Origin of the sequence: Microbispora bryophytorum (genome assembly GCF_006874465.1) — a bacterium.
GTDB lineage: Bacteria > Actinomycetota > Actinomycetes > Streptosporangiales > Streptosporangiaceae > Microbispora > Microbispora bryophytorum.
In genome coordinates, this window is sequence record NZ_VIRL01000001.1 from 423,445 (window position 1) to 449,246 (window position 25,802).

Genomic DNA, 25,802 nt, shown 5'->3' on the forward strand with positions numbered 1-25,802 from the left:
ATCGCTGGAGCATGCATCAGTCCTTGGTGATGAGTGCCTGGGCTTCCGCGACGCGGAGGGGGAACGAGGTCGATCGCGTGATCGGCGGCAACGTGCCACCGGTCCCGCCCGAGCCGGTCCACGTGCCGCTCCACGTGACCGTTACCGTGACCCGATAGGCGTTCCCCTGCCCCTGACGGAGCGACGGCTGGAGGTACCTCACCGCGCAGGTCGGCTTCTGGCGGCTCGCGGGGAGCTCCGGGTTGTACGGCGTGCCGGGCCCCTGGCAGGTAACGGGTTTGCCACCGTCACCCGGGTCAACGGTCATCTTCTGAGGGCGCGCTGTCGCCTCTGCCCAGACGCCGGCCGTCTCCACCCGCTTACGCTTCGGGCTCCACTCTCCCTTGGCCAGGTAGACCCACTCGTCCAGGCCAACGAGGCCGGTGGAGCCGCGCGGCGGAGCGGTGAGGACCTTCGGCTCGCGCACCGGGATCATCGCCCACGCCTTCCGAGCCAGTTGAGCGGGCGTCACGCGAGGAGCGCCGGGCGCGCGATCGGGAACCCAGCGGACGTCGCGGAAGCCGTCGGAACACTCGATCAGGTAGTAGGCGCCCTTGCCCTTCGGTACGCCTCCGGGGCTCGACGCCGGATCGACCCATTCCAGGCCGCCGTTCTTCATGCCATCGGCATGCCAGGGCGTGTAGGAACAGGTCACACCGGACCCACGATGAGCCGCACTGGCGCTTGTGACCTGCTGTCCTGAGTGCGGATCTTTGTCGGCCGTCAGGACATAGCCCAAAGGCGATGTCTGAACCCCGTTATTGTCCAGCGGGGGCGAGGGCGTGAGCATCGACACAGCGGGCAGCACGCCCGCGATCAGGCTCCGACTGAGCACGCTTCCCTCACATGCTCAAGAGTCGAGACCTTCCACGCCCCCTCAACCAAGAGCAGCGTCGCGACGAGATGGGTGTTCTCACTCCCGTGAAGGACCCGCTTCGAGGTCTTCTCGTCCATCTGTCCGCTATTGCGGTTGTCCTGGCAGTCGTGGAGTGTGGCCTTCTGCCCCTCGATCTTGATGTCGAAGGGGTGGAATACCGGCGTCCCCCATGTGAATCTTCCGCCGGCCCGAAGGGCGACGATGCCGCGGAGCATTCTGCTCAGCAGGGGTTCGGTCGCGAACGGGGCGATCATCGGCTTGCGCTGCCCGTCAGGGGTATGTTCGGCACGCCGACCCGCGGAGTAAATGCCCTTGTAGGCGGCAAGCACCGCCTCCTCCGCCTTTCCGGTAGGCGTAGCACCCGGCTGCGGTGAGACAGTCGTCGAAACCGTGGGTGACGGCTGCGGCACTGCCCCCTCATCTGCCGCACAAGCCGAAGCCGACAGCGCGAGAACAACCAGCGCAAGCCGTTTCGAATATCGACAGACTGTCACCACCACCAGCGCCATTTACTCAGAGCAATCAGATCATTGCGGAGAGCTACAGGCTAGATGGCGAATTTCAGCGAGGCCAGAGGAGAGAACTAACCAGTAGGACACATTGAGGTAGCCGCAGCGAGCGACCTCTACCAGGGAAAATGTCCTTATCGGCCGATGCCGTCAACTATCGTGCATCTGCCTCTCTGCCCGAGAAACAATGGGTTCGAGGTCACCCTCGGCTCGGCGCTCAGGTCCTGTGCGCTGATGGCGTGGGGCCCTGGCGTGAACGGCAGGGTCGGCACGCCTGCCGTTCTTGTCCAGCAGTGCTACTGCCCGTGCCGTCCATGACAGCCAACCGCGCGGCGACGCCATCGGGGAGCGCCCACTTGGTCTGCATCTGTGCAAAGCGCTGTGCATTTCGCCCTGCTCACCGTCATGGCCTTACTGCAAAGACCTCGCCCAACTACGCTGCGCTATATGGAGCGTCAGCCCAACACGCGGCTCGCGGACGTCATCGACCAGGCCGGTGTCTCTCACCTCGGCCTGGCCAGCCGTATCGGCCAGGTCGCAAAGGAATGGCGCGTGCCTGTGCGGCCTTCCCATACGCAGATCGCACGATGGGTCGAAGGCCAGAAGCCACGAGGCGTCACCGCTGCTCTGATCGCTGAAGCGCTCAGCCGCAAGCTGGGTCGCCGGGTCACCCTGGCGGACATCGGGCTGGAAGGCAGCACCACCTCACCGGAGATCGGGCTCAACTTCTCTGACGTCCCCGCCGACCTCGTCGACACGTTGGCTCAGTTGGTCACCGCTGACGCACAGCGGCGAGAATTCCTGCGAAGCGCGGTGAATGTAGGGGCCCTCACCCAGGCGGCCTTCGGATGGCTACTGTCCACCTCGGCCCAGCCTCCGAGTGGATCGGCGGGTCACAGGGTGGGGATGAGCGACGTCGAAGCGATCCGCTCCACCACGACCATGTTCGCCGATCTGGACAACCGTTTCGGCGGCGCGCACGCTCGCTCGGCCGCCCTTCAATACCTGCTCGACCAGATCGTCCCGCTGCTGAACGGCACGTACACCACCGCCGTCGGACGGTCGCTGTTCAGCGCGGTCGCCGAATTCTGCCTGTCCGTGGCGTGGATGGCCTACGACAGTGGCTGGCACGGCCTCGCCCGCCGCTACTTCCTGCAGGCGCTTTCTCTGGCTCATCACGCCGACGATCGGATGCTCGGTGCCAGCATCCTGTCCGCGATGTCCCATCAGGCCACTTACCTGGGCGAATACCGAGAGGCCCTCCATCTTGCTCGCGCTGCGCAGCACGATGTGAAAGGCCGCGCTCCCGCACTGCTCAGAGCGCAGTTCGCCGCAATGGAAGCCCGCGCCGCCGCCAATCTCCCCGATGGAGCCGGGGAGTGCCTCACGGCTCTCGATACCGCCGCCAGGGCGTTCAACGAGCACAAGCCCGGTGAGGAGCCTGAGTGGATCGCGTACTTCGACGAGTCCGAGCTGGCCGACGAGTTCGCGCACTGCTTCCGGGACCTGGGGGACGCCAGGGAGTCATACCGCCATGCCACCCACTGCCTGTCCGTCTCCGAAGCCAGTCCAGCCGCCGGAGGCTACGCACGGAGCCGGATCTTCTCGCGGATCGTGCTCGCCACCAGTCTCGTCGATCAGGGTGACGTGGAGCAGGCATGCCACATCGCCGTACGAGTCCTGCCCCGGATCCAAGAAACCGCGTCGGTCCGCTGCACTGCGTACCTTCGTGACCTGCATAACCGCATGAGTGCTCACACCGATCATCCAGCGGTCATCGAATTCACCGAGCAGGCTCGGCCTGTGCTGCGAGGTCGTCGGCTGCGCGCAGCTCAGTAAGGGTGCCAGCGCCGCGGCCTGTCCGGCTCCTTCAGGTCGGCGATCCTGCGGCGTACCTCGGTAGCGATCTCTTCGCCGTCGCCGGCCTTCTGCGCCAACCAGCATGTCATGCGCAGTTCTCGGACAGCGCGCAGCAGCTGGTACCGGGGCAGTCGCGTCACGTCGAATCCGTACACCTCGCAGAACCGCTCGTACTCGGCGTCGGTGTGCCACCCCAGATCCCGGTAAACGGCCGTGATCGCCAGGTCCCACTCAGGCGGTCCCCAGCACAGCCCTTCCAGGTCGAACAGCACCACCTCGCCGGAAGACGTCTTCAGCACGTTGCCGATGTTGGCGTCGCCGTGGATCACCGCTCGCGGTAGCACGTACGTCACATCGGCGAGATCCTCGCGAAGGGTACGGGTCAGCGTCCGCAACGTCAGACGATCGGCTGCCGTGAGAGTGGGCGCGGACTCTATGCGCTCATCCATTCGCTCGAGCGGTTCCAACTCGGGCAACGCGAGGTTAGGCGGAGGCCGAAGGGCGTGTAAGCGTCGCAACACCGCGGCGAGGTCAGCCGGGACAGTCCAGTCGCCCTCCACCGCGTGCCACAGAGACACCACCGTTCCGGCTGCGATGTACGGTTGCTCACCCTCCAGGGGCCGAGTGACCGTGAGCCCCTCAGCCGTCAGCCACCGAGCGACCTCAACCTCACGACGAGACGAATCCAGCCGATCGATGCTCCTGGCAACGCGGGCGATGATGTGTCCGTCGGCCAGCCGCAACACGGCGCGATCCCCGATACGGACAACCTCTGGTTCTTGATCACCAAACCCGGCGCGCCGGGCAGCCTCACGCGCGGCCTTGACAGCGATATCAGCGAACAACAGGGCGACCACCCATCAGATGCTTTCCTTCGTTCCGCTCACCGCACGCACTGCTCGCGGCGACTGGCCAGGCCGAGGTGGGGACGCCAGCCATTTCGATGACGTCGGCGAGCCCGAGTGCCGGACTGACGATCCACAGGCCGCAGCGTAGTTGGGGCTCCGTCCCTGCAGTAAGGCCCTGGTGGCGGGCAGCTCGAATGCACAGCGGTTTGCACAGATGCAGAGTCGCTGAGCGCTCCCGGGCGCCGTTCCCGCGCGGTTGGCTGTGAGTCATGGACAACACGCACAGCAGTTCGCTGCTGGACGAGAACGGCGAGGCATCGCCCTTGCCGTTCACTCGACGGGCTCAGCCGGCCCGTCGCTATCCGCACCCCTCGGCCTGATGGGAGCAGAGCCAGCCCCCGGCGTCTGACACGTCCATGGGAGATCGTCTATGTCAACATCCCACCCCGCGGCGGAGCCCTTGGAGGCGCTGGCTGAGGAGTTGCGAAGCCGGAACTTCTCCGCTCGACTCGTCGCCCCTCTCAATCGCATCCCCCGGCTTCAGGTGATAAACCCCGCGGCTCCGGCGCTTACGGAGCAGGTTCTCGCCAAGCCCGATTCAGACGGAGCCTGGCACTACTGGTTCCCGTGGCCGGCGCTCATCGCTGCTGTCGACGACATCCCGACTGCGGCCGATCGCATCGAACGCGTCCTCGCCGAGGTCGGCCGAAACACCGGCGGCGCGCCTGGAGCCGACGCCCCCGAAGGCCTCGCCTCGTCCGCCCGTACCTGTTCAGGAGAACTACATGGCATACCTGACTGCCTCGAGACCACCGGGGCGTGAAGAGTCCGCCGCTCGGCAGGTGGACACCCACCTCGCGGCCACGCACAACATCCGTGGCGGGCAGATCCACACGTACCGAGGGGTCGCGCTCCTCCGCCTCGGCGACCTGTCCGTCTGGTTCCGTGCGGGGAAGATCTCCTGGAGCACCGGAGAGCTCGGTGCGGACGGCAAGCCCCAGACGACCGCCTTCCTCCTGCACGAGACCGCACAGGCGGCCGTCAAGATCGCCCAGCGCTACCGGGAACTTCGCGGACACGTTGGCCTTCACGCGGTACGGATCGGGTGAACGTGTCGCTGCTCTGGCTTGTGCTGTGCCTCAAGGGCATCTGGCCACCTCGGGCGGGTGCCACCACGACGCTGCGGTTCCGACGGGTGGGGGCCGACAGCCAGCCGCAGGAGTACCGGTTGAGTGTCGCCGATACCGGCACACGCGAACGCTGGACACAGGGCGACGACGTACTGCATGACGGAGCCGCCCTCATGGACGACCTCCCGATGCAGTGGTGTGACATGCGCGTGCAGGAGCTCATTGACACTGGCTGGGAGTTCGCCGGCGTGAACGTCGACATCGCGTCGATATCCAGCCGAGCCCCGACGAGCGGAATCGCCACCCCATAGCCCTCGGCGGCGCGGTCGAGTGCCCCTCGCCCACAGGGGCAGCCCCCGTCTCCCGCACCGTCGAGCATCCGGCCCGGCCCAGAACGTACCCGCATGCAACGCCTGGGCCGGGCCGTGGACGACGTGGCGTCAGCTCGTACCGGCGCCCCCGCAAGACCGGCCGCCTACGGCCTCAGAAGTTTGGCGAGGAGGCCACATGACCTGTGCCGAGGGACCACGATCACCGGGGCGGCGAGCCCGTCGCCTCGTCAACCTCCGAAGGAAGCGCTGATGACTACACCGCACATGGACGCGGCCGATATCCCTGCCTCGCTGCGGGCCGCCATGGTGCGCGAGCTGCGTGAGATGGACGCGGTCACATCGGAGTCCGTGGCCGCGGCCCTCGCCACCGTACCCAGGCACCTGTTCGCCCTGGGGGAGCCGCTGGAGGCGGCGTACGCCGCGAACAGTGCCCTGGTGATCAAGCGGGACGCGAGTGGCCTCGCTCTGAGCTCTCTGTCGGCCGCCCACATCCAGGCGGTGATGTTGCAGCAGGCCGAGATCGAACCCGGCATGCGGGTTCTGGAGATCGGCTCGGGCGGTTACAACGCCGCTCTGATTCAGGAACTCGTCGGAGCCGAGGGAAAGGTCGTTTCGATCGACATCGACCCCGACATCGTCGAGCGCGCCCGCGCCTGCCTCAAGACAGCCGGCTACGGCCGTGTCGAGGTGGTGCTGGCCGACGCCGAGAACGGCGTGCCGGAGCAAGCGCCGTACGACCGGATCATCGTCACCGCGGGGGCCTGGGACATTCCCCCGGCGTGGGTGGACCAACTCTCCAAAGTCGGCAGGATCGTCGTCCCGCTGCGGGTGAGAGGGCGGACCCGCACCATCGCCTTCGACCGCAGCGACGACGTCCTGGTGAGCCGCAGCTACTGCCTGTCGGCCTTCGTGCCGATGCAGGGGTCCGGTTCATTCAGCGAGCACATCGTGCAGCTCGCCGAAGGGGTCGTGCTACAGGTCGATGAAGAGCCACAGCGGTTCGACGTCGAGGCGCTGCGGCAGGCACTCGACTCCCCCAGGCTGGAACGCTGGTCAGGGGCGGCCTTCGACCTGCCCGACGAGCTGGAGCTGTTCCTCCTCACCAACGCGCCGCAGGTCGCCATGCTGCACGCCAGCGAGGAACTCGTCGCACAGGGGCGTTTCGCCCCCTCGGCGACGAGAGGCGTTCCTGCCCTCATCAGCGGCGGCAGCTTCGCCTACCGGACGAAACGGCCGAACCAGGAGACCGGCGGTTTCGAAAGCGGCGTCTTCGCTCACGGCCCCGAAGCCGAGGCCGTCGCGGCGAAGTACCTGGAACTGCTGCGGCGATGGGCAAGCGACTACCGCCGCCGCGGCGCCGCGCGCATCCAGTACATCCCGAAGGCTGCCCGTACGAGCCTCCCCTCCCGAGGGCTCATCAGCAAGCGGCACGGAGACGTCGTCGTCTCCTGGCCCTGAAGCGCCCGGCTCCCAGCAGGGAGAACCGGGAATCTTGCACCACCACGAAGGAGGTTCTCATGTCCATTCAGATCGAGAACGCACCGGCTACGCAGGCCGGAGAGGAGGACTTCGGGGAGTGGGACCTGGACGTCTCGATCGTCGAGTCCGGCCCGGCCGCCGACAAGCTCATCCGGATGACCGACGACGGCTGCGGGACAACCTGCCAGTCCGCCTGCTCGACCACCTGCCCGTAAGCGCCTGACGCCTCGACCCTCTGAACCCCGGGCGCCCGGTCGCCGCGCCGACCGGGCGCTTTCCGTCTCCGGGAGCGGCACATGTACGAGTATCTCGACGCTGTCGTGGCGCGAGCCGCCGTCTGGCCGGCGCACCGCACGCCCGGCTCATGGCCAGACATGAATGGAAAAGCAGCCGGACCAGAGTCCTGGCGGCAGTGGTTGCGAGAGACCATGCGGATGCCCGGCTTCCTGGCCGCGTTGGAGCAGGCCAGCCCCGTTCTGACGCACCGAGTGACCGAGATCTGTGAGGGGCGGGACGTCTCTGAGCCTGCCATGCGCCGGGCGGTGCTCTCGGTTATGCGCTACCTGCTTCGTGCCTCAGGACGTGCGACGCCGTTCGGCCTGTTCGCCGGTATCGCCCCGGCTCGCATCGCCGCCTTACCCATGGCCCACGTCGGTGGCGCCCATCGCGCCGTAACCAGGGTCGACGCCACGTGGCTGGCGGGTGTCGTCGAGCGCCTGGAGGCCGAACCGGCGCTGCGACCGCATGTGAAGGTGATGGCCAACAATCTCGTGTCCGAGCGTGACGGCCAGCTGGTGTTGGAGCACCGTCCCGCCGAGGCGACTCGCGACCAGCCGACCCACGTGAGCGTACGCGCCACCGCGCCGATCCGGACGGCTATGAGCCTGTCCCGCAGCCCGATCCGGCTGGGGGAGCTGGCGGAGAAGCTTGTGGCTGACTTCCCGGGCGTCCCTGCCACTGTCGTGGACCGCCTGCTGGCGGACCTGGTGGCACAACGCCTGCTCGTCACCAACTTGCGCCCCCCGATGACCGCAGCCGATCCCCTCGGCCATCTCCTGTCTGAACTCGAGGAGATGGCAGCCGGAGAGCTCGCTGAGGTGGCCGAGACTGTCGGGCGTCTACGCCAGCTCGCTCCGGAATTGGCCCAGCACGACGATGCTCCCACCTCAGCGATAGCGCGCAGCCATCGCTCGCGCCTTGCCGCCGACATGGCCGCCGTCTCCTCTGTAACGGGGTCCGCACTCGGCGTCGATCTGCGGATGGACCTGGACCTTGCGGTGCCGCAGTCGATGGCCGCCGAGGCGGCGAAGGCCGCCGGCGTGCTCGTACGGCTCGCCCGTCGCCCAGACCTCGGCCCCGGCTGGGTCGCCTGGCATGGCCGTTTCCTGGAGCGCTACGGGCCGCGGGCCCTGGTCCCCGTCCTCGACGCCGTCGATCCGGATATCGGACTCGGATACCCGGCCGGCTACCTGGGCGCACCGTCGCCGCCTTCGGCCGCGCTGTCCGGGCGGGACGTGAAGCTGCTGACGCTGGCGCAGAAGGCCGCGCTGTGCGGCCAACACGAGATCCTGCTGGATGAGTCGACGGTGGCAGATCTGGAGGTCGCAGGTTCTGAGGGGCCCATTCAGCCCACTACCGAACTAACCGTTCGCGTCCACACTCCAAGCGTTCGCTCCCTGAGCGAAGGCGAGTTCACCCTCGCGATCATCGGTGTGTCGCGTACGGCCGGCACCACGACCGGGCGATTCCTGCACCTGTTCGACGACGAGGAACGCGCGCGGATGTGCGCGCTCTATACGGAGTTGCCCACCGCGGTCCGCGGCGCGCTCAGAGCGCAGATCTCTTCTCCCGCTCTACACATAGAGACAGAGAACGTCGCCCGCGCCCCTCGCGTAGCGACACATCTGCTCCCTCTGGGCGAGTACCACGACGACCGCGAAGGGCTCATAGCGCTGGAGGACCTCGCCCTCACCGCGGACATCCACCGTCTCTACCTTGTCTCTCGCTGTCAGCGTCGCCCGGTGGAACCTTTCGTGCTGAACGCGGTGGAGCCGGTCAAGCGCACTCATCCGCTGGTCCGGTTCCTGACCGAGGTCACGAACGCGCTCAGTGTTCCGTGCGTCTCGTTCGACTGGGGAGCCGCCACCGGCCTGCCGTTCCTCCCAGCGCTGCGCTACGGACGTACGGTCCTGTCCCCCGCCCGCTGGTTGCTCACCGCCGCCGACCTGCGCGAAGGGCGGGACTGGGAGACGGCTCTGAAGGTCTGGCGATCCGAGGTCGGCCTGCCGCAGAGGGTTTACCTCGGCGATGGCGATCAACGCCTCAGCCTGGACCTGTCCGAACCCGCCCACCGGTCACTGCTGCGCGCCCAACTGGAGCGAACCGGCACCGCGGTGCTACGAGCCAGCCCCCACCCGGACGCGGCGGGATGGATCGGCAGTCATGTGCACGAGATCGTCGTGCCATTGGTCTCCGTTCGGAAGCCCGCGAGGACGCCGGAATGGCTCGGCAGAGCAGAAGTCGTCACTCGCGACCACGGCCACCTTCCTGGCTACGAGGGACGCCTCTATCTCAAGCTGTACGGTCACCCGGACCGGCAAGCCAGAATCCTCATCCACCACTTGCCGCGCTTGCTCGAAGAGCTGGGTGACCAGGCCCAATGGTGGTTCCTGCGCTACCAGGACCCGGAAAAGCACCTGCGCCTGCGGCTGACGGTGCCCGCCGACAGCTTCGCGCTTGTAGGCGACTGGACTCGTACGCTTCGCCGCGCCGGGCTGATCGCGCGCGTGCAGTGGGACACCGACTTCCCCGAGACGGCCCGCTTTGGCGGCCAAGCGGCACTGGCAGCGGCCGAGACGTACTTCGCCGCGGACTCGGCCGCGGCCCTCGCGCAACTGAGCGCCAGCGCCGAGAGAGGCGACCCCGACGTACGCGCTCTGACCGCGGCGAGCATGTTCGACATCGTCACCGCAATGATCGGCGACACTGCCGAGTCGCTGCGCTGGCTGATCGAACACGCCGCGGCTGAGCCCTCTGCCCCGCCCCGCGCGCTCTACGACCAGGCCCTCGCGCTGGCCAACCCACAGGATCACCGGGGCCTGGCCGCTCAGCCCGGAGGCGTACAGGTCGTCTCCTGCTGGTCTCGGCGGCGGCAAGCGCTGGCCGCCTACCGGTGCGCACTCGAGGAAACCGGGACGAGCCCAACGGCCGTTCTGCTGCCCGAGCTTCTGCATCTGCACCACGTCCGCATGGCCGGGACCTCCCTGCAGGACGAGCGCGTCTGCCTACATCTGGCCCGTGCCGCAGCCCTGAGTTGGACAGCCCGAGCAAGGAGACGATCATGATTGGAACCCACTCCGACGTTATGGCCGTGGGCGAGGCCGTAGCCGACGCGCTGTCGGACCCGGGGAACGTGTGGACCGCTTCCTCTCCGATCGGAGGGCGGGCGTGGCCGCAGTCGCTGGCCGGTGGCGCGGCGGGCATCGCCCTGCTGCACATCGAACGCGCTCGTTCCGGCCTCGGCGATTGGAGCACTGCCCACGCCTGGCTGTCGGTGGCCGCCTCCCAAGAGCTGACCGCGGCGGCCAACGCGGGCCTGTTCTTCGGCGCCCCAGCCCTCGCCTTCGTCACTCACGCAGCCGCCGGCTCGTCGGGCAGATACCGCCGGGCACTGACCACCCTGGACGAGGCGGTCATCACCATCACCCGTACGCGCCTGGCGGCGGCGCACGCACGCACCGACCGAGGCGACCAGCCCGTGATGAAGGAGTTCGACCTGATCCGCGGACTGGCCGGTCTGGGCGCCTACCACCTGCGACGCCACCCGGACCACCCGATCACCCAGGACGTACTGTCCTACCTGGTGCGTCTGACCGAACCGCTGCCCTCGAGGACTGAGCTTCCGCCATGGTGGACGAACGTCGCGCCCAACGGTAAGCCGAACCCGGAATACCCGCAAGGGCACGGGAACTTCGGCCTGTCCCACGGCATCGGCTCGGTCCTGGCCCTACTGTCGCTGGCCGTACTGCGCAACGTGCCCGTCGCGGCGATGACCGACGCGATCGAGCGGATCTGCGCGTGGACGGATCTCTGGCGACAGCAAGACGATGCGGGACCGTGGTGGCCCGGCTTCATCACCATCGACCAGATCCGCGAGCAGCACATTCAGCCGTCGCTGCGCCCCCGGCCCTCGTGGTGCTACGGGATCGCCGGTACCGCCCGCGCGCAGCAACTGGCCGGCATGGCGCTCGGAGACACCACGCGGCAGCAGACCGCGGAGGACGCGATGCTCGCCGCCATGCGTGATCCTGCACAACTCGATCTGCTCCCCGAGATCGGGCTCTGTCACGGGAAGGCCGGGCTACTTCAAGCCGCCTGGCGAATGGCCGCCGACGCCCTCACCCCACACATCGCTGCCGAACTCCCCCGCCTGGCAACCCAGCTCGCCGCTCAGTTGAGCCGTCCGCTGTCCGACCCCGAACTCCTCGATGGGGCCGCGGGGGCCGCACTCGCCCTGCAGACCGTCGGCTCCGACGCCGTCGCGTCGGACTGGGACGCCTTCCTCTTGCTGGCCTGAACACAGGAGCTGACCCCGATGGACCTCTGCCCATGGCGTCAGGTCAACGTCGCCTTTCCAGACTGGGCCACAGCCGAGCAGACCGCCGTGTCCCACCTCGGTCCCTTGATGACCGAGGCGGAGACCGAAGGGCTAATCACCGCCTGGTTCTTCATCCGCAAAGCACCCTGTTGGCGCGTGCGCTACCTACCCGGCCGTGACGCTGCTCAGGCCGATGCCCACCTGCGTCGTCGTCTTGAGGACCTCAAGAGCAAGCGGCACATCGACGACGTCAGGCACCTCGTCTACGAACCGGAAACCCACGCCTTCGGCGGTCCAGAGGCCATGCAGGTCGCCCACGAGCTGTTTCATCGCGACAGCCGCCACGTACTGGCTCGCGCCGCCCACCCCTCCCCCGCACTCGGACGTCGGGAGACGGCGATTCTGCTGTCCGCCGTGCTGATGCGCGCCGCTGGCCTCGACTGGTACGAGCAGGGCGACGTCTGGGCCAAGGTCGCCGAGCACCGGCCCGGCAAGGCGTCCTGGCCGCCAGAGCGCAAGGCCGAACTGTCCCAGGCCATGCACCGCTTACTGACCGCGGACGTGCAAGCTATGTGTGACGCCGAGGACGCTCCGCTGGCCGCCTACCGCCTGTGGGTGACCGCCTTCGAGGAAGCCGGGCAAGCCCTGGCCGACCTCGCCGCTCAGGGCCGGCTGCTGCGCGGCCTCCGCGCTGTCCTCGCCCACCATGTGATCTTCCATGCGAACCGGGCGGGACTAACGAGCAGCGATCAATCCGCTATCGCCGCGCTCGCGATCCACACGGTGTTCAACAGGTTCTCCCGAGACGGGGATAGGCACGGATGAATCAGACAGAGACCTTCGCGCGGTTTCCGCTCGTCGCCCGGCCCCGCCCGGCCTGCGCCCCACTCGAAGCACGCGTACGGCACCTGTGCGATTTGGCCCGCTCAGCCGAACGCAGCAACGATCGATCGACAGCCTCGACCGTCTTCAACCAGGCCGCCCTCCTGGCCAGCGACCTCGGCCTCCCCGAACTGGCCCGGGACTGGTGCCACCAGCACGCCGACATCTACCTGCGTGCGCGCCCACTCGACGGTACGGCCGCCCGCCACGCCCTCGAACCCCTCGTCAACCTCGTCCGTCTGCGCATCCGCGCCGGCGAAGGCACCGACGCGTTCGAGATGCTCAACAGCTTGTACGAAGCTGTCACGACGAGCACCGACACCGTCATCGATGGGCTGCACGTGCCCATATCCGAGCTCACCGCCACAGCGAACGATCATCGGGAGCTCCTCCAGTGGCTGTGGACCGTCCATCTCGCCGACGGCACTCGCGCCCTGACGGCCGCAGGCCGATGGCAGGACGCCCTCGATCACCTGCGCCACCGCAACGGCATCGGCCAGCGCATGCTCGACGGCCGCCAGGTCGCCGTCATCGCGCACACCATGACCGGCGAGCTCGTCCCGGCTACGGAATTGCTGGAGGCCACCCAGCCCGGCGAGCCATGGGAAGACGCCGTAACCGTATGCCTGGCCGTGCTCTGCCGACCTCAAGGTTCGGAGAGCGAGGTCCTCCCCACGCTGCTGGACCGCTATCGGAGGCTCGACCACGCTGCGCCCGGCCTGGTCATGTTCCGTACCCGGCTTGGTCTGTCAGTAATCGACGCCCTCGGCGGCGTGGAATGTCCGGAGGGACGCGCGGTGGCCGACGTACTGATCAGGCGGGTGGTGGCGTCCCAGGATGGCTATGCCGCCCGAGAACTGCTCGGGCACCCCGGATTCGCGACGTCGCTGGGAGAGAATGGCGCCGTCGCTCTCACGCGCATTCTCCAGATAAGCGGACTGGAACGTGGACAGCTGCCGGAGGCACTCATGCGCAAGCTCGTAGCCGCACTGGCCAGCAGTAGCTCAGTGATCATCAAGGGCCTCGCCGTGGTGAGACCTATAGGCGACGCGCAGCTATCCGACGTTAGTAGCAAAGCGACCGCCTATGACTAAGGGCCTCGAAGTAGAAGAGCCCGAGGCCAGTCAGTTCGTCTTGGAAAGATTCTTCCAGGGCCCGCTGCCGCCCCCTTAGGTGTTCGCCCGGTACGAGGCGGTACTTCCGGGAGCCGCCGAGCGCATTCTCGCTATGACCGAGAAGGTCGCGACGGGTCACATCGGCAACGAGCCGAAGCTGATCAACGCGGAGATCGAGACCGCGGAGACCGGGCAGGCGATTGCCCGGCTTCTCACCCTCGTGGCGATGACCGCGTCCATCGTTTTTCGCCATCGGCAACTTGATCGCGGGCAGCGTCTTCCTGTCGTTCCCTGTCGTGATGCTCATCAAATCCTTCCTGGGCGGCAGGGCGTCGTCGAAGGAGCCGAAGGACACAAAGGAGCAAAAGGAGAAGTAGGGGTATCGGCCTCTACGTCGTTCTGTCGGTGACTAGGTCTGCTGTCCGGCTTGGGTCCGCTCGGTCCCATCAGCGCCGTCTCCCACACGGGGGATGGCGCTTTCGTCATACCCCCAGTCCCTGCGCCGCCGCTGCTCCCGGGTGACTCACACCAGATCGGCGTATAGGCGGTCGTCGGCGGTCTTCCTCATGCCGGCCATCCTGACGCCTCCACGCGAGCCCCGCCATCCGGTATGCAGGATCCTCGAAACCGGAAAGCCGCCTCCCGACCCGGAAGGCGGCGTTTCGCGCGACTAGGGCGCGTATCGGGTTGTGATCAATCTGTGGGATTCGCCTGTCTGCCGTGGCCTGATCCGGTAGATCGGCGTGTATGACGCGTGCTCAACTGACGGATGAGGAGTGGGAGTTCATCAAGCCTTATCTGCCGATCGGCAGGTTCGGCCCGTACCCCGAGCGGCTGCGGCAGCAGTTTGAGGGTGTGATCTGGCGGTTCAGGACGGGCGGGCAGTGGCGGGAGATGCCGCAGGAGTTCGGAGCCTGGCCGACCGTCCACAACCGCTTCCGGCAGTGGAGGGATGCCGGCGTCTTCGACGCCCTGCTGGAAGGGGCGATCGCGGAAGCCGGCAGGCGCGGCGAGGTGGATTTGTCCCTGGTCAGTGTGGACTCCACCACCGCCCGGGCGCACCACGACGCTGCGGGGATGCACCTCGGCCACGAGCTTTTCACCGCGCTGGAGAAGGCCGCCGAGGAGGAGAAGGCCCGGCAAAAGGGGGCGACTCGGAGGGACGACAGGAGCAGAACGCCGTAAACGACCCCGGAGCAGAAGAACGGCGACATATCCGGCATCGGCGCAGGCTCCGGTTGAAAGCCGCCCTGCTCGGACGGTCCAGGGGCGGGCAGACCAGCAAGATTCACCTTGCCGCCGACCGCAAGTGCCGCCCGCTGGCGTTCGTCTTGACCGCGGGACAGGCCGCCGACAGCCCGCAGTTCATCCCCGTGCTCAAGAAAGTACGCGTCCGGGTGCCCGTCGGCCGTCCCCGCACCCGGCCCGACGCGGTCGCCGGCGACAAGGCCTACTCCTCCCGCGGCAACCGCGCCTACCTACGCAGACGTCGCATCAAGGTGGTCATCCCGGAAAAGAGGGACCAGGCCGCCAACCGGAAGAAGAAGGGCAGCAAGGGCGGCCGGCCCATCAGCCACGACGCCGACCTGTACAAAGAGCGCAACACCGTCGAGCGCCTGATCAACAAGCTCAAGGCCTGGCGAGGCATCGCTACCCGCTACGACAAAACCCCCGCGAGCTACCTCGCCGGCCTCCACCTCCGCGCCGCGATGATCTGGATCAAAGACCTCACCCGGACCACCCCCTGATCACAACCAAATACACGCCCTAGTACTACAGCCAGGTTTTGTGATCTATAGTTCTGGATCATGTCGGGTGGTGTGACTGCGGGCGACCTTCAGGAGTGGGTGGCCGGGCTGGATGCGTTGTTCGCGCGGGTGGCGGGTCGGTTCGGGCGGGTGGAGCCGCGGCGTCAAGCGCGGGCGTATCTGACCGGTTTGCTGGCTCCGGTGGAGCGGAAGAACGGCTGGCAGTTGGCCGAGGCGGCCGGGGACGCGACACCGGATCGGATGCAGCGGTTGCTGGTCAGCGCCCGCTGGGACTCCCTGGGGGTACGGGCGGATCTGCGGGCGTACGTGGTGGAACGCCTCGGGCACCGGGATGCGGTGCTGATCGTGGACGAGACCGGCTTCATCAAGAAGGGCACGAAGTCGGCCGGGGTGCAGCGTCAGTACTCCGGCACGGCGGGCCGGATCGAGAACTGCCAGCTCGGTGTGTTCCTGGCCTACGCCTCACCGCTGGGCCGGGCGTTGATCGATGCGGAGTTGTACCTGCCGAAGTCCTGGCTGGCCGACCGCCAGCGGTGTGCGCAGGCCGGCATCCCTGAGGAGGTGGAGTTCGCCACCAAGCCGATGCTCGCCCGGCAGATGCTGGCCCGGGCCTTGGACGCTGGCCTGCCCGTGTCTTGGGCGACGGCCGATGAGGCCTATGGCATGGACTACAAGTTCCGCTCTTTCCTGGAGCGGCGCGGTGTCAGCTATGTGGTCGCCGTCCCGAAGAGTCAGATCGTCGCGGGTGCCACCGTACGCGCCGATACCCTCGTCGCGGACGCCCCGCCGGAGGCGTGGAAGCGCCGCTCGTGCGGCGATGGCGCAAAAGGGCCCCGGCTGTATGACTGGGCGCTGGCCACCGTGCACTACGAGACCGAGCCCGGCTACCAGCGCTGGCTGCTAGCCCGGCGCTCCCTGATCCCCGGCGCCAAAGGTGAACTGGAGATCGCCTACTACCTGTGCTACGGCCCGGTGGGAACGACGATGGACGACCTGGTCCGCGTGGCCGGAGCGCGCTGGGCGATCGAGGAATGCTTCCAGACCGCCAAGAACGAGACCGGCCTGGACCATTACCAGGTCCGCCGGTTCGATGCCTGGCACCGCCACATCACCCTCGCGATGCTCGCCCACGCCTACCTCGCCGTCACCGCCGCACACTCCCCAAAAGCCCAGGCGGCCTGGTCCGCCTCACACCAGCAGAAATCCGCCGTCTCCTGGCACACGTGATCGTCCCTGCCGCACGCGCTCTTGAGTCTGTATTGGCCTGGTCAACCCACCGACGCGACCATCAGACCCGCGCCCGCCACAGCCACTACTGGCGACGCTGGCTCAGACATCACGAAATCAGGCTGTAGTACTAGGTGCGGTGACCACGAACGTTCGCCGGGTTGGTCAGGCGGCTTCGTTGGCGGGTCGTCCCCAGCGGCGTTGTTTCTCGCTGCGGATGCGGGCGCGTTCGCGTCGCTGGGCGGCGAGCACGTCGGGGTGGCGGGCGTTGGCGTTGCGCCAGCGCAGGTAGGCCTGCAGCTTGCGGGCCAGCACGGTGTGGTTGGGATGGTTGGAGTTGCCCATCACGAAGCTGCGTAGCGGCCCGAACTGCGCCTCGATGGGGTTGGCCCAGGAGGCGTAGGTCGGGGTGAGGCACAACTCGACCTTGTTAGCCGCGGCCCAGGCGCGGATCGCGGGGGTCTTGTTGGCCGACAGGTTGTCCAGGATCACGTAGATCGGGGCGCCGTCGGGGCGGGCGGCACGGATGGACTTCAGCGCAGCCAGAGTGTGGTCACCGCCCTTGCGCGTGCGGGTGACGCCCCACAGCAGGTCATCGCCCAGGCTGTAGCAGCCGTGGAAGTAGCGGATGCCGTGCGTGCGCCGGTAGGTAGCCGGCAGTCGATCGGGCCGGCCCCGCTGCGCCCAACCGGTGCCGTGGCAGGGCCGGATCGACAACGGTCCGAACTGGTCGAAGGCGAAACACCGGGTCGGGAAGCGGGTGGTGACCTCCTCGATCCGGTTCAGCTTGGCTTCGCGGTCGGGGTCGGCGGACTCCTTCCACGTGCGGGTCCGCTGGAAGGAGATCTTGTGGTGGTGCAGGATCTGCCGCAGCCGCTCCCGCCCGATCCGGACGCGGTGGGCGGGGTTGCCCTCCAGGTAGCCGGCCAGCTTGCGCAGGCTCCAGTGGGTGAACGGGCGGCCCAGTTTCTCCGGGCGCGTGCGGGCCGTCGCGATGATGAACGCCTCATCGTCGCTGGTGATCAGGCGGGGACGGCCACCCGCCCATTTAGGGTCCAGCGCATCAAGCCCCCGGTCGTTGAAGGCGTGAATGACATCCCGCACGGTGTCCTCATCGGCGGCCACCAGTTGGGCGATGGCCGGCACCGGCGTACCGCTGGCCGAGGCCATAATGATCAGAGCCCGGCGGACCCGGATCGAGCCGTGCTTGCCCCGCCGGACCAGACGTTGCAGCGTCTGACCCTCGTGGTCGGTCAATCGCCGCGCTCGTACGGGCTCGGCCATCCGCTCCTCCTACCGTCGGTACCGATCACTGGTACCGACAGTGGAGGCAAACCCGATCAAAGGCCCGGAAGCGGCCCGGTGTGTCGCCACCCGGCGAACCTAAGTGGACATCCCACTAGGGCAGGACTCTAACCCTCAAGGGCGCAGGTGCCCCCGAGCAGGCGGTCGGCCGCAGTCAGTTCGTTCTCCGGAGATTCACCGGCAAGGGCCCGGACCTGAAGCCCTTCGCCAGTCAGAGCCTCCGCAGCGAGCTTGGCCGCCTCCGACTTCTTCTCCAGGGAGAACCCAAACGGGTAGAGATACACGCGGGCCTGGTCCTGCTGCACGAAGAGGCAGACTCCTCCCGGGAAGGGTGTGTCCCGGGGGATGCCCTCATCGTTCTCCCGTACGAAGAACCCGGCCTTCGTGAGAGCGGCCTCAGCCCGGTCCCTAATCTGCTCTGCGTCCACGCTGACGCTCCCATCGCTGGTGTTGCTGATGCAGGTGGGACGTCCCGGGGCCCACGGCGGGTTCCCCGGGTCGTGTCCCTAGGATCGCCCCGTGACAGCGCACCACCCGGGGGACTGATGGCCGGCAACGACACCCCTGACGACCTGCTCGCGCTGCAGCGCGCCTATGAACAGGCGACGGCAAGGTGCAGGAACTATCGGGGGGGATGAGCACCGCGAGGTGCTGAAGGACGCGAGAGCAGAGAGGCTCCGCCTCGTCGAGGAACTCCACCGCCACCCGTTCTGGTGGACAACCACCACGCCCCTGGCACGGCGCTCAAGCGAGCCTCGAGGACCTGACACTTTCCTCACCGGCGGGCGCCTACCGGAGATACGGAGGTGAAGGCACAGTGTGGCTGTGCCCAAGGACCCCCACAAGCGCCTGCTCCTAGGCGCGGCCACCGTTAGCGCTGCGCTACTCGCCCTGGCCGCAGTCGTTGCAGATGCTCTCGACAGTTGGATACCACTAGGAGTGGCTGGCGCCCTGATCGGCCTCATATGGCTAGTCGGCGTGATGATGCTCGGCACCGACACCATCGTGGACTCGGAGGAGCTTCGTGAGGTTAGGGTGCTGGCGGAAAGGCTCCCCACGGACGTCGACCTTCCGAGCGGCGACGTCTTCCTCAGAATTGCAGCCCGCCATCCAATGGACCTTGCCATCGTCAGGGTGTCGCGTGAGGGCCTTCTGGATGCCCACCTTGACCTACAGGGCAACTCCGTCAGCACCTTGTCGTACGACCGGTTCAGCATCGGCGGCGACAACCTAATTGCACGCCATCATGCAGTGCAGAAGGTAAGGAGAGGGGACTCGGGTCTTCTGGAGACCTTACCGGAGCCGGACCCCACCTTCAGGGACTTGTTCCGCTACTTCCGGTTCGTCAGGAGTACGCGGGCGCTGCAAGTGACCGAGACGGAAATCGTAGAGTTGCGGGACCAACTTCGTCGAGCCTTGGGGTCATGACCGCCCTGGCAAGGTGACCACTTCGACCAGGTCGGCGAGGTCTACCAACTGGGCCACCTCTCAAACGCTGGCGCAGTACGCGATGTGGTACTCGATGTGCCGCACCCTCAGCAGTTGGCGCCCGTTCAGGCAGGACGGCCCTCGACCGTCCAGCCGTGCACGCCAACCCACCGCATAGGGCCAATCGTAGAGACCATCAAGTCGACGGCAGCTAAAACGCTGACCTGCTTACGGCGAGGCGATGCGCCTCGATTGTGGCTACGCTGCACTGGCATGACCGTTCTCCGTTCCATTCGCCTAGAGGCTCTCCTCGGCGGAGCGTTGATCACGACGGGGGCGAATTGTCGGTTGGTGCGTGCACAATGCGAGACGGGGTCTGGAGGTGCACCATCGCCGAGCAAGTTCGTCAAAGATCGAGTACTCTCATGCTGTCGGGAAGGTCCAAGTTCGCCAACGAGTTGGCGACGCTCGACCCCCGGCTCAGAAGCGCTCTAGGTGTATTCGATGGCGCGATTCTTGTCGTGGATCTTTGTATCGCCATCGCCCGCCTGCTGATTGACGACACAGACGAACGGCCATGGCCTGACCGCCTCTCTGACTTAGAGGATCTGATTGAAGCATGGCAGCCACAGCTAGTTGACGCTCTCGAAGGCATGGAACAGCTGGTCAGAGACCCTGACGCCGTCCTCCGGAGAGTCAAGTCCCCCGGATTCCGGGACTTCGCGCACCGACTTCTGGGAGAAGCAACATTTCACCGACTCAGCAGCGCGATCAAGACCGACGGTGCCGTGCTCGCGGTTGGCGCACGCAGGGGCATTCGAAAATTGATGCCCCTCGCCCTTGCTCTCGACAACTGCATGACCTTCGTGACCGCCGAGCAGTTCTCCCAGATCAAGGGCTTCACCCAGTTCAATGAGTCGTTGCTTCGCATGGTCCTGCTGCTGGATCAGGCGATGGACAAGGTGTTCGATCTAGATCTTCCAGTAGAGTCCGTCACTGAACGCATTGAAGAATTGGAGCCGCTGGTCGAAGACACGGCTGCAGACATCACCCGCGTCGCTGACCAGCTTCACGGAGTGATCACAGGCCAGTCGAACGAGGTTCTCCTAGATCTCAGTGGCCGACTGAGTCGGAAGGTCCGCGGAGCGCGTGACGCCCTCGACCACTCCGCTGACGGTGTGTCGCAGGCTGCAAACTCTCTCGTCGAATTCATCGATCGCCTGTTGCGAGAAGCCTACGACGATAGGACCGTGATCAACTGGGTGAACAGCACCCACCCGGAGGAGGGCGACTTGCTGTACGCGGACAAGGACTCGGGCCGCGTTCGCCCAACTAAGCGAGCCCAGACCCTCTGTTTTGTGTACGGAGGGCGGGCACCGGGCGACGATCTGTTCGTCTTCAACGAGATGGCGGCTGCGGGTCTTGTAGCTACGCGAGGGCGGTTGCAGAAGCTCAAGCACTCCGATGACGGGTCACAGAAGGAGACTCAGGATGTCCGTCGAGGCATAGCGGCCGTGGAGGGATTTATCGTGTACGCGGTCCGCGTCGGGTGGATGGCTATGCCCGACGAAGAACTTACCGCGATGCGTGTCCGGCTCGGGAACATCCGCTCTCAGAGTGAAAGGTAGAGCCTCCACAGCCCTGCTGCAGCGTGGGTGACTCCCATCGCGCCACATTCCAGGGAGATGGGCGCCTGCGGCGAAGTACGCGAACCCGAGTGGCCAGGTGGAACTTGCGGACTACGGGACGGATTCGCAAATCTGAAGGTCGCCGGCTGTAGCCCTCGGCCGGTTGACGGTGCAGTCTCCCCAGTTCACCACAACTACCCGTCACACTCCGAACAGGGGTGATGGCCCGGTTAGGGAACTTCGACGGCTGCGACGATATGGGGCTTTCCATTGCTTGCGGAGACGACGGACAGCCGCCCATAGGCGTAGGCCCGTAGGAGAATCCGGACCGCATCGTCAAGCCCTATGCCGTCCTCAGCGGCTCGGGCTCGAGCGGCTTCCCAGACCAGTTCCGACACCTGGATGTCGCCCAAGCTCTGAACATGACTCCCAGCGTCCGACATTCACACTCCTCCGTACTGACCGTCGTGCCGCACACGGTAGCCGGCGCACCGTCCCCGACTGATACTTAAGAGAGGGCCGTCAGCTGATCCACAAGCCGGACTCCTCCCGCGGGAGCCACACCCGTCAGCATTCCCTAGGCCTCGCTCATAACACAAGTTGCATAAATATGCAAGTTTCGGGCCGTCGAGATGTCATCCCGACGTACCCTGAGTCGTTAAGTGATCAACACCGCGTTAAGGGCGCGCCATCACGCTGCGACGAGGTTGATACCTCGTCCAGTTCGGCGCGTCTGCTGGCAGATTCGGGTACGGAGGAATATTGAAGATCACTCCTTCGTCGCGCATCTTGAAGATGCTGGGCGAGATCGAGTTCGATGAGTGGCAGTGCATCGCCGAGCTTGTGGACAACGCTTTTGATGACTTCACGGAGATCAAGAAGTCCGGGGTGCCATGGGCTGGCGGCTTCAAGGTGAGCGTGAGCTTGCCGTCAAATGGCGCGAAGTCCCACGAGGCGAAGGTGGTAATCCAGGACACCGGTCGCGGGATGAGCTATGAGGAACTGGAGCTGGCCGTTCGGGCTGGCTGGTCGAATAACGACCGGTTCGACAAGCTGGGCCTGTTCGGGATGGGGTTCAACGTCAGCACCGCGCGCTTGGGCAGGCGAACCAGGGTGCTCACGACACGCGCCGGCGACCCTCACTGGATCGGGGTCGAGATCGACCTTGATCGCATCAAGGATGATTTCGAGGCCGAAGACATCGTCGAGCCTAAGGCCGACCCGAACGAGCACGGAACCAAGATTGAGATCTCGCGGCTCCACGCCGAGAGGGCGGACTGGCTGCGCAGGAACGCGGCCAATCTGCGCACCACACTCGGTCGCACGTACTCCTACATCCTGGAGAACAACGGCTACGAGCTGTGGGTGGGCGGACAGAGGGTCAAGCCGCGGCGGCACTGCCGCTGGGGCGACGACCGATATGTGATCTTCGGGAGCGGGGCGTCTTCGGAGAAGATCCCGGCATACATCGAGATCGATGAGCGGTTCGAGCCCGCAGAGGCCTGCGCCGACTGCGGAAACTGGCAGGTCCCGAACAAGGGCAAGTGCGAGCAGTGCGATAGTCAGCGGCTGACGCTGCGCGAGCGCCGTATCCACGGATGGCTGGGGATACAGCGGCACCTCCACAAGCGCGAGTACGGCATCGACTTCCTGAGGAACGGTCGCAAGATCCTTCAGTGGGACAAGCGACTATTCGAATGGTCCAACCCCAACGATCCGCAGGGTCTTGTCGACATCGAGTACCCAGTCGATATGGCGCACCAGGGCGGTCGAATCATCGGGGAGATCCATCTCGACCATGTTCCGGTCACCTACCAGAAGAACGCGTTCGAGTACGGGGACCGCAGCTGGAGGGCTGCCGTGGACTACCTCAGGGGTCCGGGTCCTCTGCTGCCCGAGAAGGCCAAGCGCCTGGGATATCTGGAGAACGCAAGTCCACTCGCCAAGCTGTTCAAGGGTTACCGGCGTAATGACGCGGGACTTCGTTACCTGGTTCCTGGCGACGGTACCCGGCCGATCCATGACACCACTCGGCGCTGGGCGGACTTGTTCCACCGGGGGGACGCCGAGTACCAGAGCGATCAGCTCTGGTGGGACGCCGTGGTCGCTCACGACGCGCAGGGAAAGAAGGCCAAGCTCGACGTCGCTCAGAACAACTCCCCCATCCAACCGGACGAGGCGGCCGTGCTCGACGCACTCGGCGTCACCCCGAAGGGCGCGCAGCCTTCCGCGTCCAACCCTGGGGACGACGACGTAAGTGGTTCTCCCGACGGGGTAACCCCCACGATCAAGAAGGAGACCACGCAGGATCGTTTGGCGCGGTATCGGGCGGATTCCCGGGCTATGCCCGAGCTGTCGCGGGACTTCGGATCTCCAAGAGTGGGCTTCCTGCACGTCGAGACCAGGTTTCTGGAAGCCGGCCAGCTCACCGACGACCAAGGGCTCCCCACACCGGTGCTCGTGGTCCAGGGCGCGGGCGGTAAGGCGACCGCCTTCATCAACGGGAGTCATGAGGTCTTCTCCAAGCTCGGAGTCGAGCCAGTCGACCTGTTGCTCGTTGAGCTAGCCACGATCCTGAAGGTGAAGGCGGAGACGGGGCTGACACACGCCCAGTTGGTCGCCGATCTTCGTGCGGGATGCCTTCCTGATCACGCACTGAAGGCCGACGTCGTCGCTGGCCAGGCGAGAGAGCTGCTGGCCGACTTGCGGGTCCGGATGGCCAGCAGAGTCGACGTCGATCCGGCGCGCGCTTACCAATACCTATCCCCGGACGAACTCACCGCGACCGAGAACGAAATGATCGCCAACGGCCAGGTCGGTCTGACCGGGAAGCTGGGCGAGACCAGCGAGTTCCTCCTGTACGCCCCGCCCTTGTTCACGGTGAAACTTCTGGAGTCGTGGCCGGAAGCGTTCATGGACGGCAACGTGTTCGTCGGGCCGTACGCCTCAGTGTCGTCGATGTCGGCGCGCCGGCTCAGCCTCGCCAAGGTGGTCGGGTACCTGACCGACATCGCCACCCTGGTCAGCTTTAACGCCGCCGATCCTGGTCCTCAGCAGTTGCTACGGACCCGCTTGAGCATCAAGCTGCTCTCCGACGAGATCGCCAGCGAGACATGAGCGGCGGTTTTCTGTCAGCGCGGGCACTCCTCGATGGCGGACCCAGCGGGCTCCCCCACGCGGTGGAAAGGGCACTGTGGCACCTGGGATTCGTGGACGTCCGCGTGGTGGACGGCGCGAACGACCAAGGCGCTGATCTCCTGGCTGTGAGGGACCGGGAGCAGTGGGTCTTCCAATGCAAGTGGTCGAGCAGGAAAGCGATCGATCGCAGCGGAGTCGACGACATCGAGCGTGCCCGGACTCGCTATAAGGCTGATCGCGCGGTTCTGGTGACGAATCTCGGACTGAACCGCTCCGCGGAGGAGCGACGGCGCGCCCTCGAATCGGTCGGTATCAAGATCACGGTGTGGGACGGTCCCACTCTGGCCGCGATCTGGGAGAGGATGCCCGACCGGGCCCCAACGGAATACGCCCTTCGGGACTACCAGCTCAAGGCGGCGGACGCCGTGTGGGCGGACCTGTCGAATACCGGCCGCGCGCTGCTCGTGCTCGCCACCGGCCTCGGTAAGACAGTGGTGGGTGGGGAAGTGATCCGCCGGCTCCTGGAAGCCAAGCCCGGCGCCCGCGTGCTGGTAGCCGCGCACATGAAGGAATTGGTGGAGCAGCTCGAACGAGCACTATGGCGCCACCTCGACAAGAAGGTTCCCACGCGCCTACTGACGGGAGACACGAAGCCGGCGTCGTTGGACGGCGTCCTGGTAGGCACCGTGGAGTCGGTGCTCGGCGCGGTCCGCGCCGGATGGTCTCCGGGTCTCGTGATGATCGACGAGACGCATCATGTGGGCGAGAACGGGCGTTTCGCCGAGTTGCTCGACCTGTGCGGCGAAGCTGGCCAGTTCGGGGTGACGGCGACGCCTTGGAGAGGGGACAAGTTCGACATCACCGCGAGGTTCGGTCGGCCGAGCTTCACGATGGGGATCGCGGAAGGAATGGCCGCCGGTTACCTTTCCGCGGTCGACTACCGGCTGTTCGTGGACAACCTCGACTGGGAGACCGTCCGTGACAGCAGCAAGCATGGTTATTCGATCAAGGAGCTGAACAAGACGCTGTTCCTCCCCCAGCGGGACGAGGAGATCATCGAGCGGCTACGGGAGGCTTGGCGGGAGACCCCCGACCCTCGGGCGATCCTGTTCTGCCAGACGATCGAGCACGCGGAGCGGATGGCCACCATGCTGGCCACCGCCGACGGGGCCTGGCGGCGGGCTTCATACCTCCACAGCGGCCTTGCCCGCCAGCGCCGTCAGATCCTCCTGAACGAGTTCCGGCTCGGACGGGTTCCGATCATCACCTGCGTCGACGTGTTCAACGAGGGCGTCGACGTTCCGGACGTCAACCTGATCGCATTCCTCCGGGTGACGCACAGCCGACGGATCTTCGTCCAGCAACTCGGCCGTGGGCTGCGGCTCAGCCCAGGCAAGAGAGCCCTCAAGGTTCTGGACTTCGTGACCGATATCCGCCGTGTCGCGGCGACTTTGGACCTGCGGCGCACGCTGGAGGCCATCGAACACGAAGACCTTCGGATGCGTCTCCCCCATGGATCCCGGATCGAGTTCAGCGACGAGACCGCGGGCACATTGCTTGACCACTGGATCCAGGACGCGGCCAGCCTCGAGACCGCCGCCGACGAAGTACGCCTCCAATTCCCCGAATGATAGGACCC

At 66.3% G+C, this 25,802-nt stretch carries 20 protein-coding genes and 1 pseudogene; 16 read left to right on the plus strand and 5 right to left on the minus strand.

Going from position 1 to position 25,802, the window contains the following annotated elements:
• Nucleotides 1-16 precede the first annotated feature (16 nt).
• Together FLX07_RS02125 and FLX07_RS02130 are read right to left on the minus strand one after the other, a co-directional pair.
• The gene (locus tag FLX07_RS02125; protein ID WP_142567700.1) at nucleotides 17-874 is read right to left on the minus strand and encodes a hypothetical protein; all 858 of its coding nucleotides are present in this window, start codon (nucleotides 872-874) and stop codon (nucleotides 17-19) included.
• Entirely contained in the window at nucleotides 856-1,425 is a 570-nt protein-coding gene (locus FLX07_RS02130; protein WP_142567701.1) for a hypothetical protein, read from the minus strand. The genes FLX07_RS02125 and FLX07_RS02130 overlap by 19 nt, the downstream gene beginning before the upstream one ends.
• A 447-nt stretch (nucleotides 1,426-1,872) precedes the next feature.
• Here FLX07_RS02130 and FLX07_RS02135 point away from each other — a divergent pair, with 447 nt between their 5' ends.
• Entirely contained in the window at nucleotides 1,873-3,264 is a 1,392-nt protein-coding gene (locus tag FLX07_RS02135; RefSeq protein WP_142567702.1) for an NsdA family TPR-like regulatory protein, read from the plus strand.
• On the opposite strand, the gene FLX07_RS02140 is transcribed toward FLX07_RS02135, so the two are convergent.
• The gene (locus FLX07_RS02140; RefSeq protein ID WP_142567703.1) at nucleotides 3,258-4,142 is read right to left on the minus strand and encodes a phosphotransferase family protein; all 885 of its coding nucleotides are present in this window, start codon (nucleotides 4,140-4,142) and stop codon (nucleotides 3,258-3,260) included. The two genes, FLX07_RS02135 and FLX07_RS02140, sit on opposite strands and share 7 nt — an antisense overlap.
• 776 nt (nucleotides 4,143-4,918) lie before the next feature.
• Between FLX07_RS02140 and FLX07_RS02150 the strand changes: the two genes are divergently transcribed.
• The 11 genes and pseudogenes from FLX07_RS02150 to FLX07_RS02200 all read left to right on the plus strand — a co-directional run bounded on the left by FLX07_RS02150 (nucleotide 4,919) and on the right by FLX07_RS02200 (nucleotide 16,664).
• A complete protein-coding gene (locus FLX07_RS02150; RefSeq protein WP_167748080.1) occupies nucleotides 4,919-5,242 on the plus strand; it encodes a hypothetical protein in 324 nt (107 codons plus the stop codon).
• Nucleotides 5,239-5,574: a hypothetical protein gene (locus FLX07_RS02155; RefSeq protein WP_142567705.1), complete on the plus strand. Its 336-nt coding sequence runs from the start codon at nucleotides 5,239-5,241 to the stop codon at nucleotides 5,572-5,574. Before FLX07_RS02150 ends, FLX07_RS02155 begins: the two co-directional genes overlap by 4 nt.
• Before the next feature lie 270 nt (nucleotides 5,575-5,844).
• Nucleotides 5,845-7,053: a methyltransferase, FxLD system gene (fxlM, locus tag FLX07_RS02160; protein ID WP_142567706.1), complete on the plus strand. Its 1,209-nt coding sequence runs from the start codon at nucleotides 5,845-5,847 to the stop codon at nucleotides 7,051-7,053.
• A gap of 59 nt (nucleotides 7,054-7,112) precedes the next feature.
• Complete coding sequence (locus FLX07_RS02165; RefSeq protein ID WP_142567707.1) at nucleotides 7,113-7,289, plus strand: FxLD family lanthipeptide; 177 nt, start codon at nucleotides 7,113-7,115, stop codon at nucleotides 7,287-7,289.
• Nucleotides 7,290-7,370: 81 nt separating this feature from the next.
• Entirely contained in the window at nucleotides 7,371-10,418 is a 3,048-nt protein-coding gene (locus tag FLX07_RS02170) for a lantibiotic dehydratase (protein ID WP_142567708.1), read from the plus strand.
• Complete coding sequence (locus FLX07_RS02175; protein ID WP_142567709.1) at nucleotides 10,415-11,650, plus strand: lanthionine synthetase C family protein; 1,236 nt, start codon at nucleotides 10,415-10,417, stop codon at nucleotides 11,648-11,650. The genes FLX07_RS02170 and FLX07_RS02175 overlap by 4 nt, the downstream gene beginning before the upstream one ends.
• A gap of 18 nt (nucleotides 11,651-11,668) precedes the next feature.
• The gene (locus FLX07_RS02180) at nucleotides 11,669-12,496 is read left to right on the plus strand and encodes a thiopeptide-type bacteriocin biosynthesis protein (protein ID WP_142567710.1); all 828 of its coding nucleotides are present in this window, start codon (nucleotides 11,669-11,671) and stop codon (nucleotides 12,494-12,496) included.
• Nucleotides 12,493-13,647, plus strand: coding sequence for a hypothetical protein (locus tag FLX07_RS02185; protein ID WP_189104856.1), 1,155 nt, complete (start codon nucleotides 12,493-12,495; stop codon nucleotides 13,645-13,647). The genes FLX07_RS02180 and FLX07_RS02185 overlap by 4 nt, the downstream gene beginning before the upstream one ends.
• Nucleotides 13,648-13,726: 79 nt before the next feature.
• Nucleotides 13,727-14,077 (plus strand): DUF2335 domain-containing protein, encoded by a 351-nt coding sequence (locus tag FLX07_RS02190; protein ID WP_142567711.1) that lies wholly within the window; start codon nucleotides 13,727-13,729, stop codon nucleotides 14,075-14,077.
• Nucleotides 14,078-14,415: 338 nt separating this feature from the next.
• Nucleotides 14,416-15,416, plus strand: a pseudogene (locus tag FLX07_RS02195) (IS5 family transposase).
• Between the two features lie 60 nt (nucleotides 15,417-15,476).
• The gene (locus tag FLX07_RS02200; protein WP_142567712.1) at nucleotides 15,477-16,664 is read left to right on the plus strand and encodes an IS701 family transposase; all 1,188 of its coding nucleotides are present in this window, start codon (nucleotides 15,477-15,479) and stop codon (nucleotides 16,662-16,664) included.
• A 165-nt stretch (nucleotides 16,665-16,829) separates the two neighbouring features.
• Here FLX07_RS02200 and FLX07_RS02205 read toward each other — a convergent pair whose 3' ends face one another.
• Nucleotides 16,830-17,948, minus strand: a complete 1,119-nt coding sequence (locus FLX07_RS02205) for an IS630 family transposase (protein WP_142567713.1) — start codon at nucleotides 17,946-17,948, stop codon at nucleotides 16,830-16,832.
• A 128-nt stretch (nucleotides 17,949-18,076) separates the two neighbouring features.
• Nucleotides 18,077-18,397, minus strand: coding sequence for a hypothetical protein (locus FLX07_RS02210; RefSeq protein WP_142567714.1), 321 nt, complete (start codon nucleotides 18,395-18,397; stop codon nucleotides 18,077-18,079).
• A gap of 397 nt (nucleotides 18,398-18,794) precedes the next feature.
• On the opposite strand from FLX07_RS02210, the gene FLX07_RS02215 reads away from it, so the two are divergent.
• The 4 genes from FLX07_RS02215 (at nucleotide 18,795) to FLX07_RS02230 (ending at nucleotide 25,794) form a co-directional block, all read left to right on the plus strand.
• Nucleotides 18,795-19,397 carry a hypothetical protein gene (locus FLX07_RS02215; protein WP_142567715.1) on the plus strand — a complete coding sequence of 201 codons (603 nt, stop codon included), beginning with the start codon at nucleotides 18,795-18,797 and terminating at the stop codon, nucleotides 19,395-19,397.
• 425 nt (nucleotides 19,398-19,822) lie between these two features.
• Entirely contained in the window at nucleotides 19,823-21,025 is a 1,203-nt protein-coding gene (locus FLX07_RS02220) for a hypothetical protein (RefSeq protein ID WP_142567716.1), read from the plus strand.
• A gap of 762 nt (nucleotides 21,026-21,787) precedes the next feature.
• Nucleotides 21,788-24,142, plus strand: a complete 2,355-nt coding sequence (locus FLX07_RS02225; RefSeq protein WP_142567717.1) for an ATP-binding protein — start codon at nucleotides 21,788-21,790, stop codon at nucleotides 24,140-24,142.
• The gene (locus FLX07_RS02230; RefSeq protein ID WP_142567718.1) at nucleotides 24,139-25,794 is read left to right on the plus strand and encodes a DEAD/DEAH box helicase family protein; all 1,656 of its coding nucleotides are present in this window, start codon (nucleotides 24,139-24,141) and stop codon (nucleotides 25,792-25,794) included. Before FLX07_RS02225 ends, FLX07_RS02230 begins: the two co-directional genes overlap by 4 nt.
• Nucleotides 25,795-25,802: the final 8 nt, after the last annotated feature.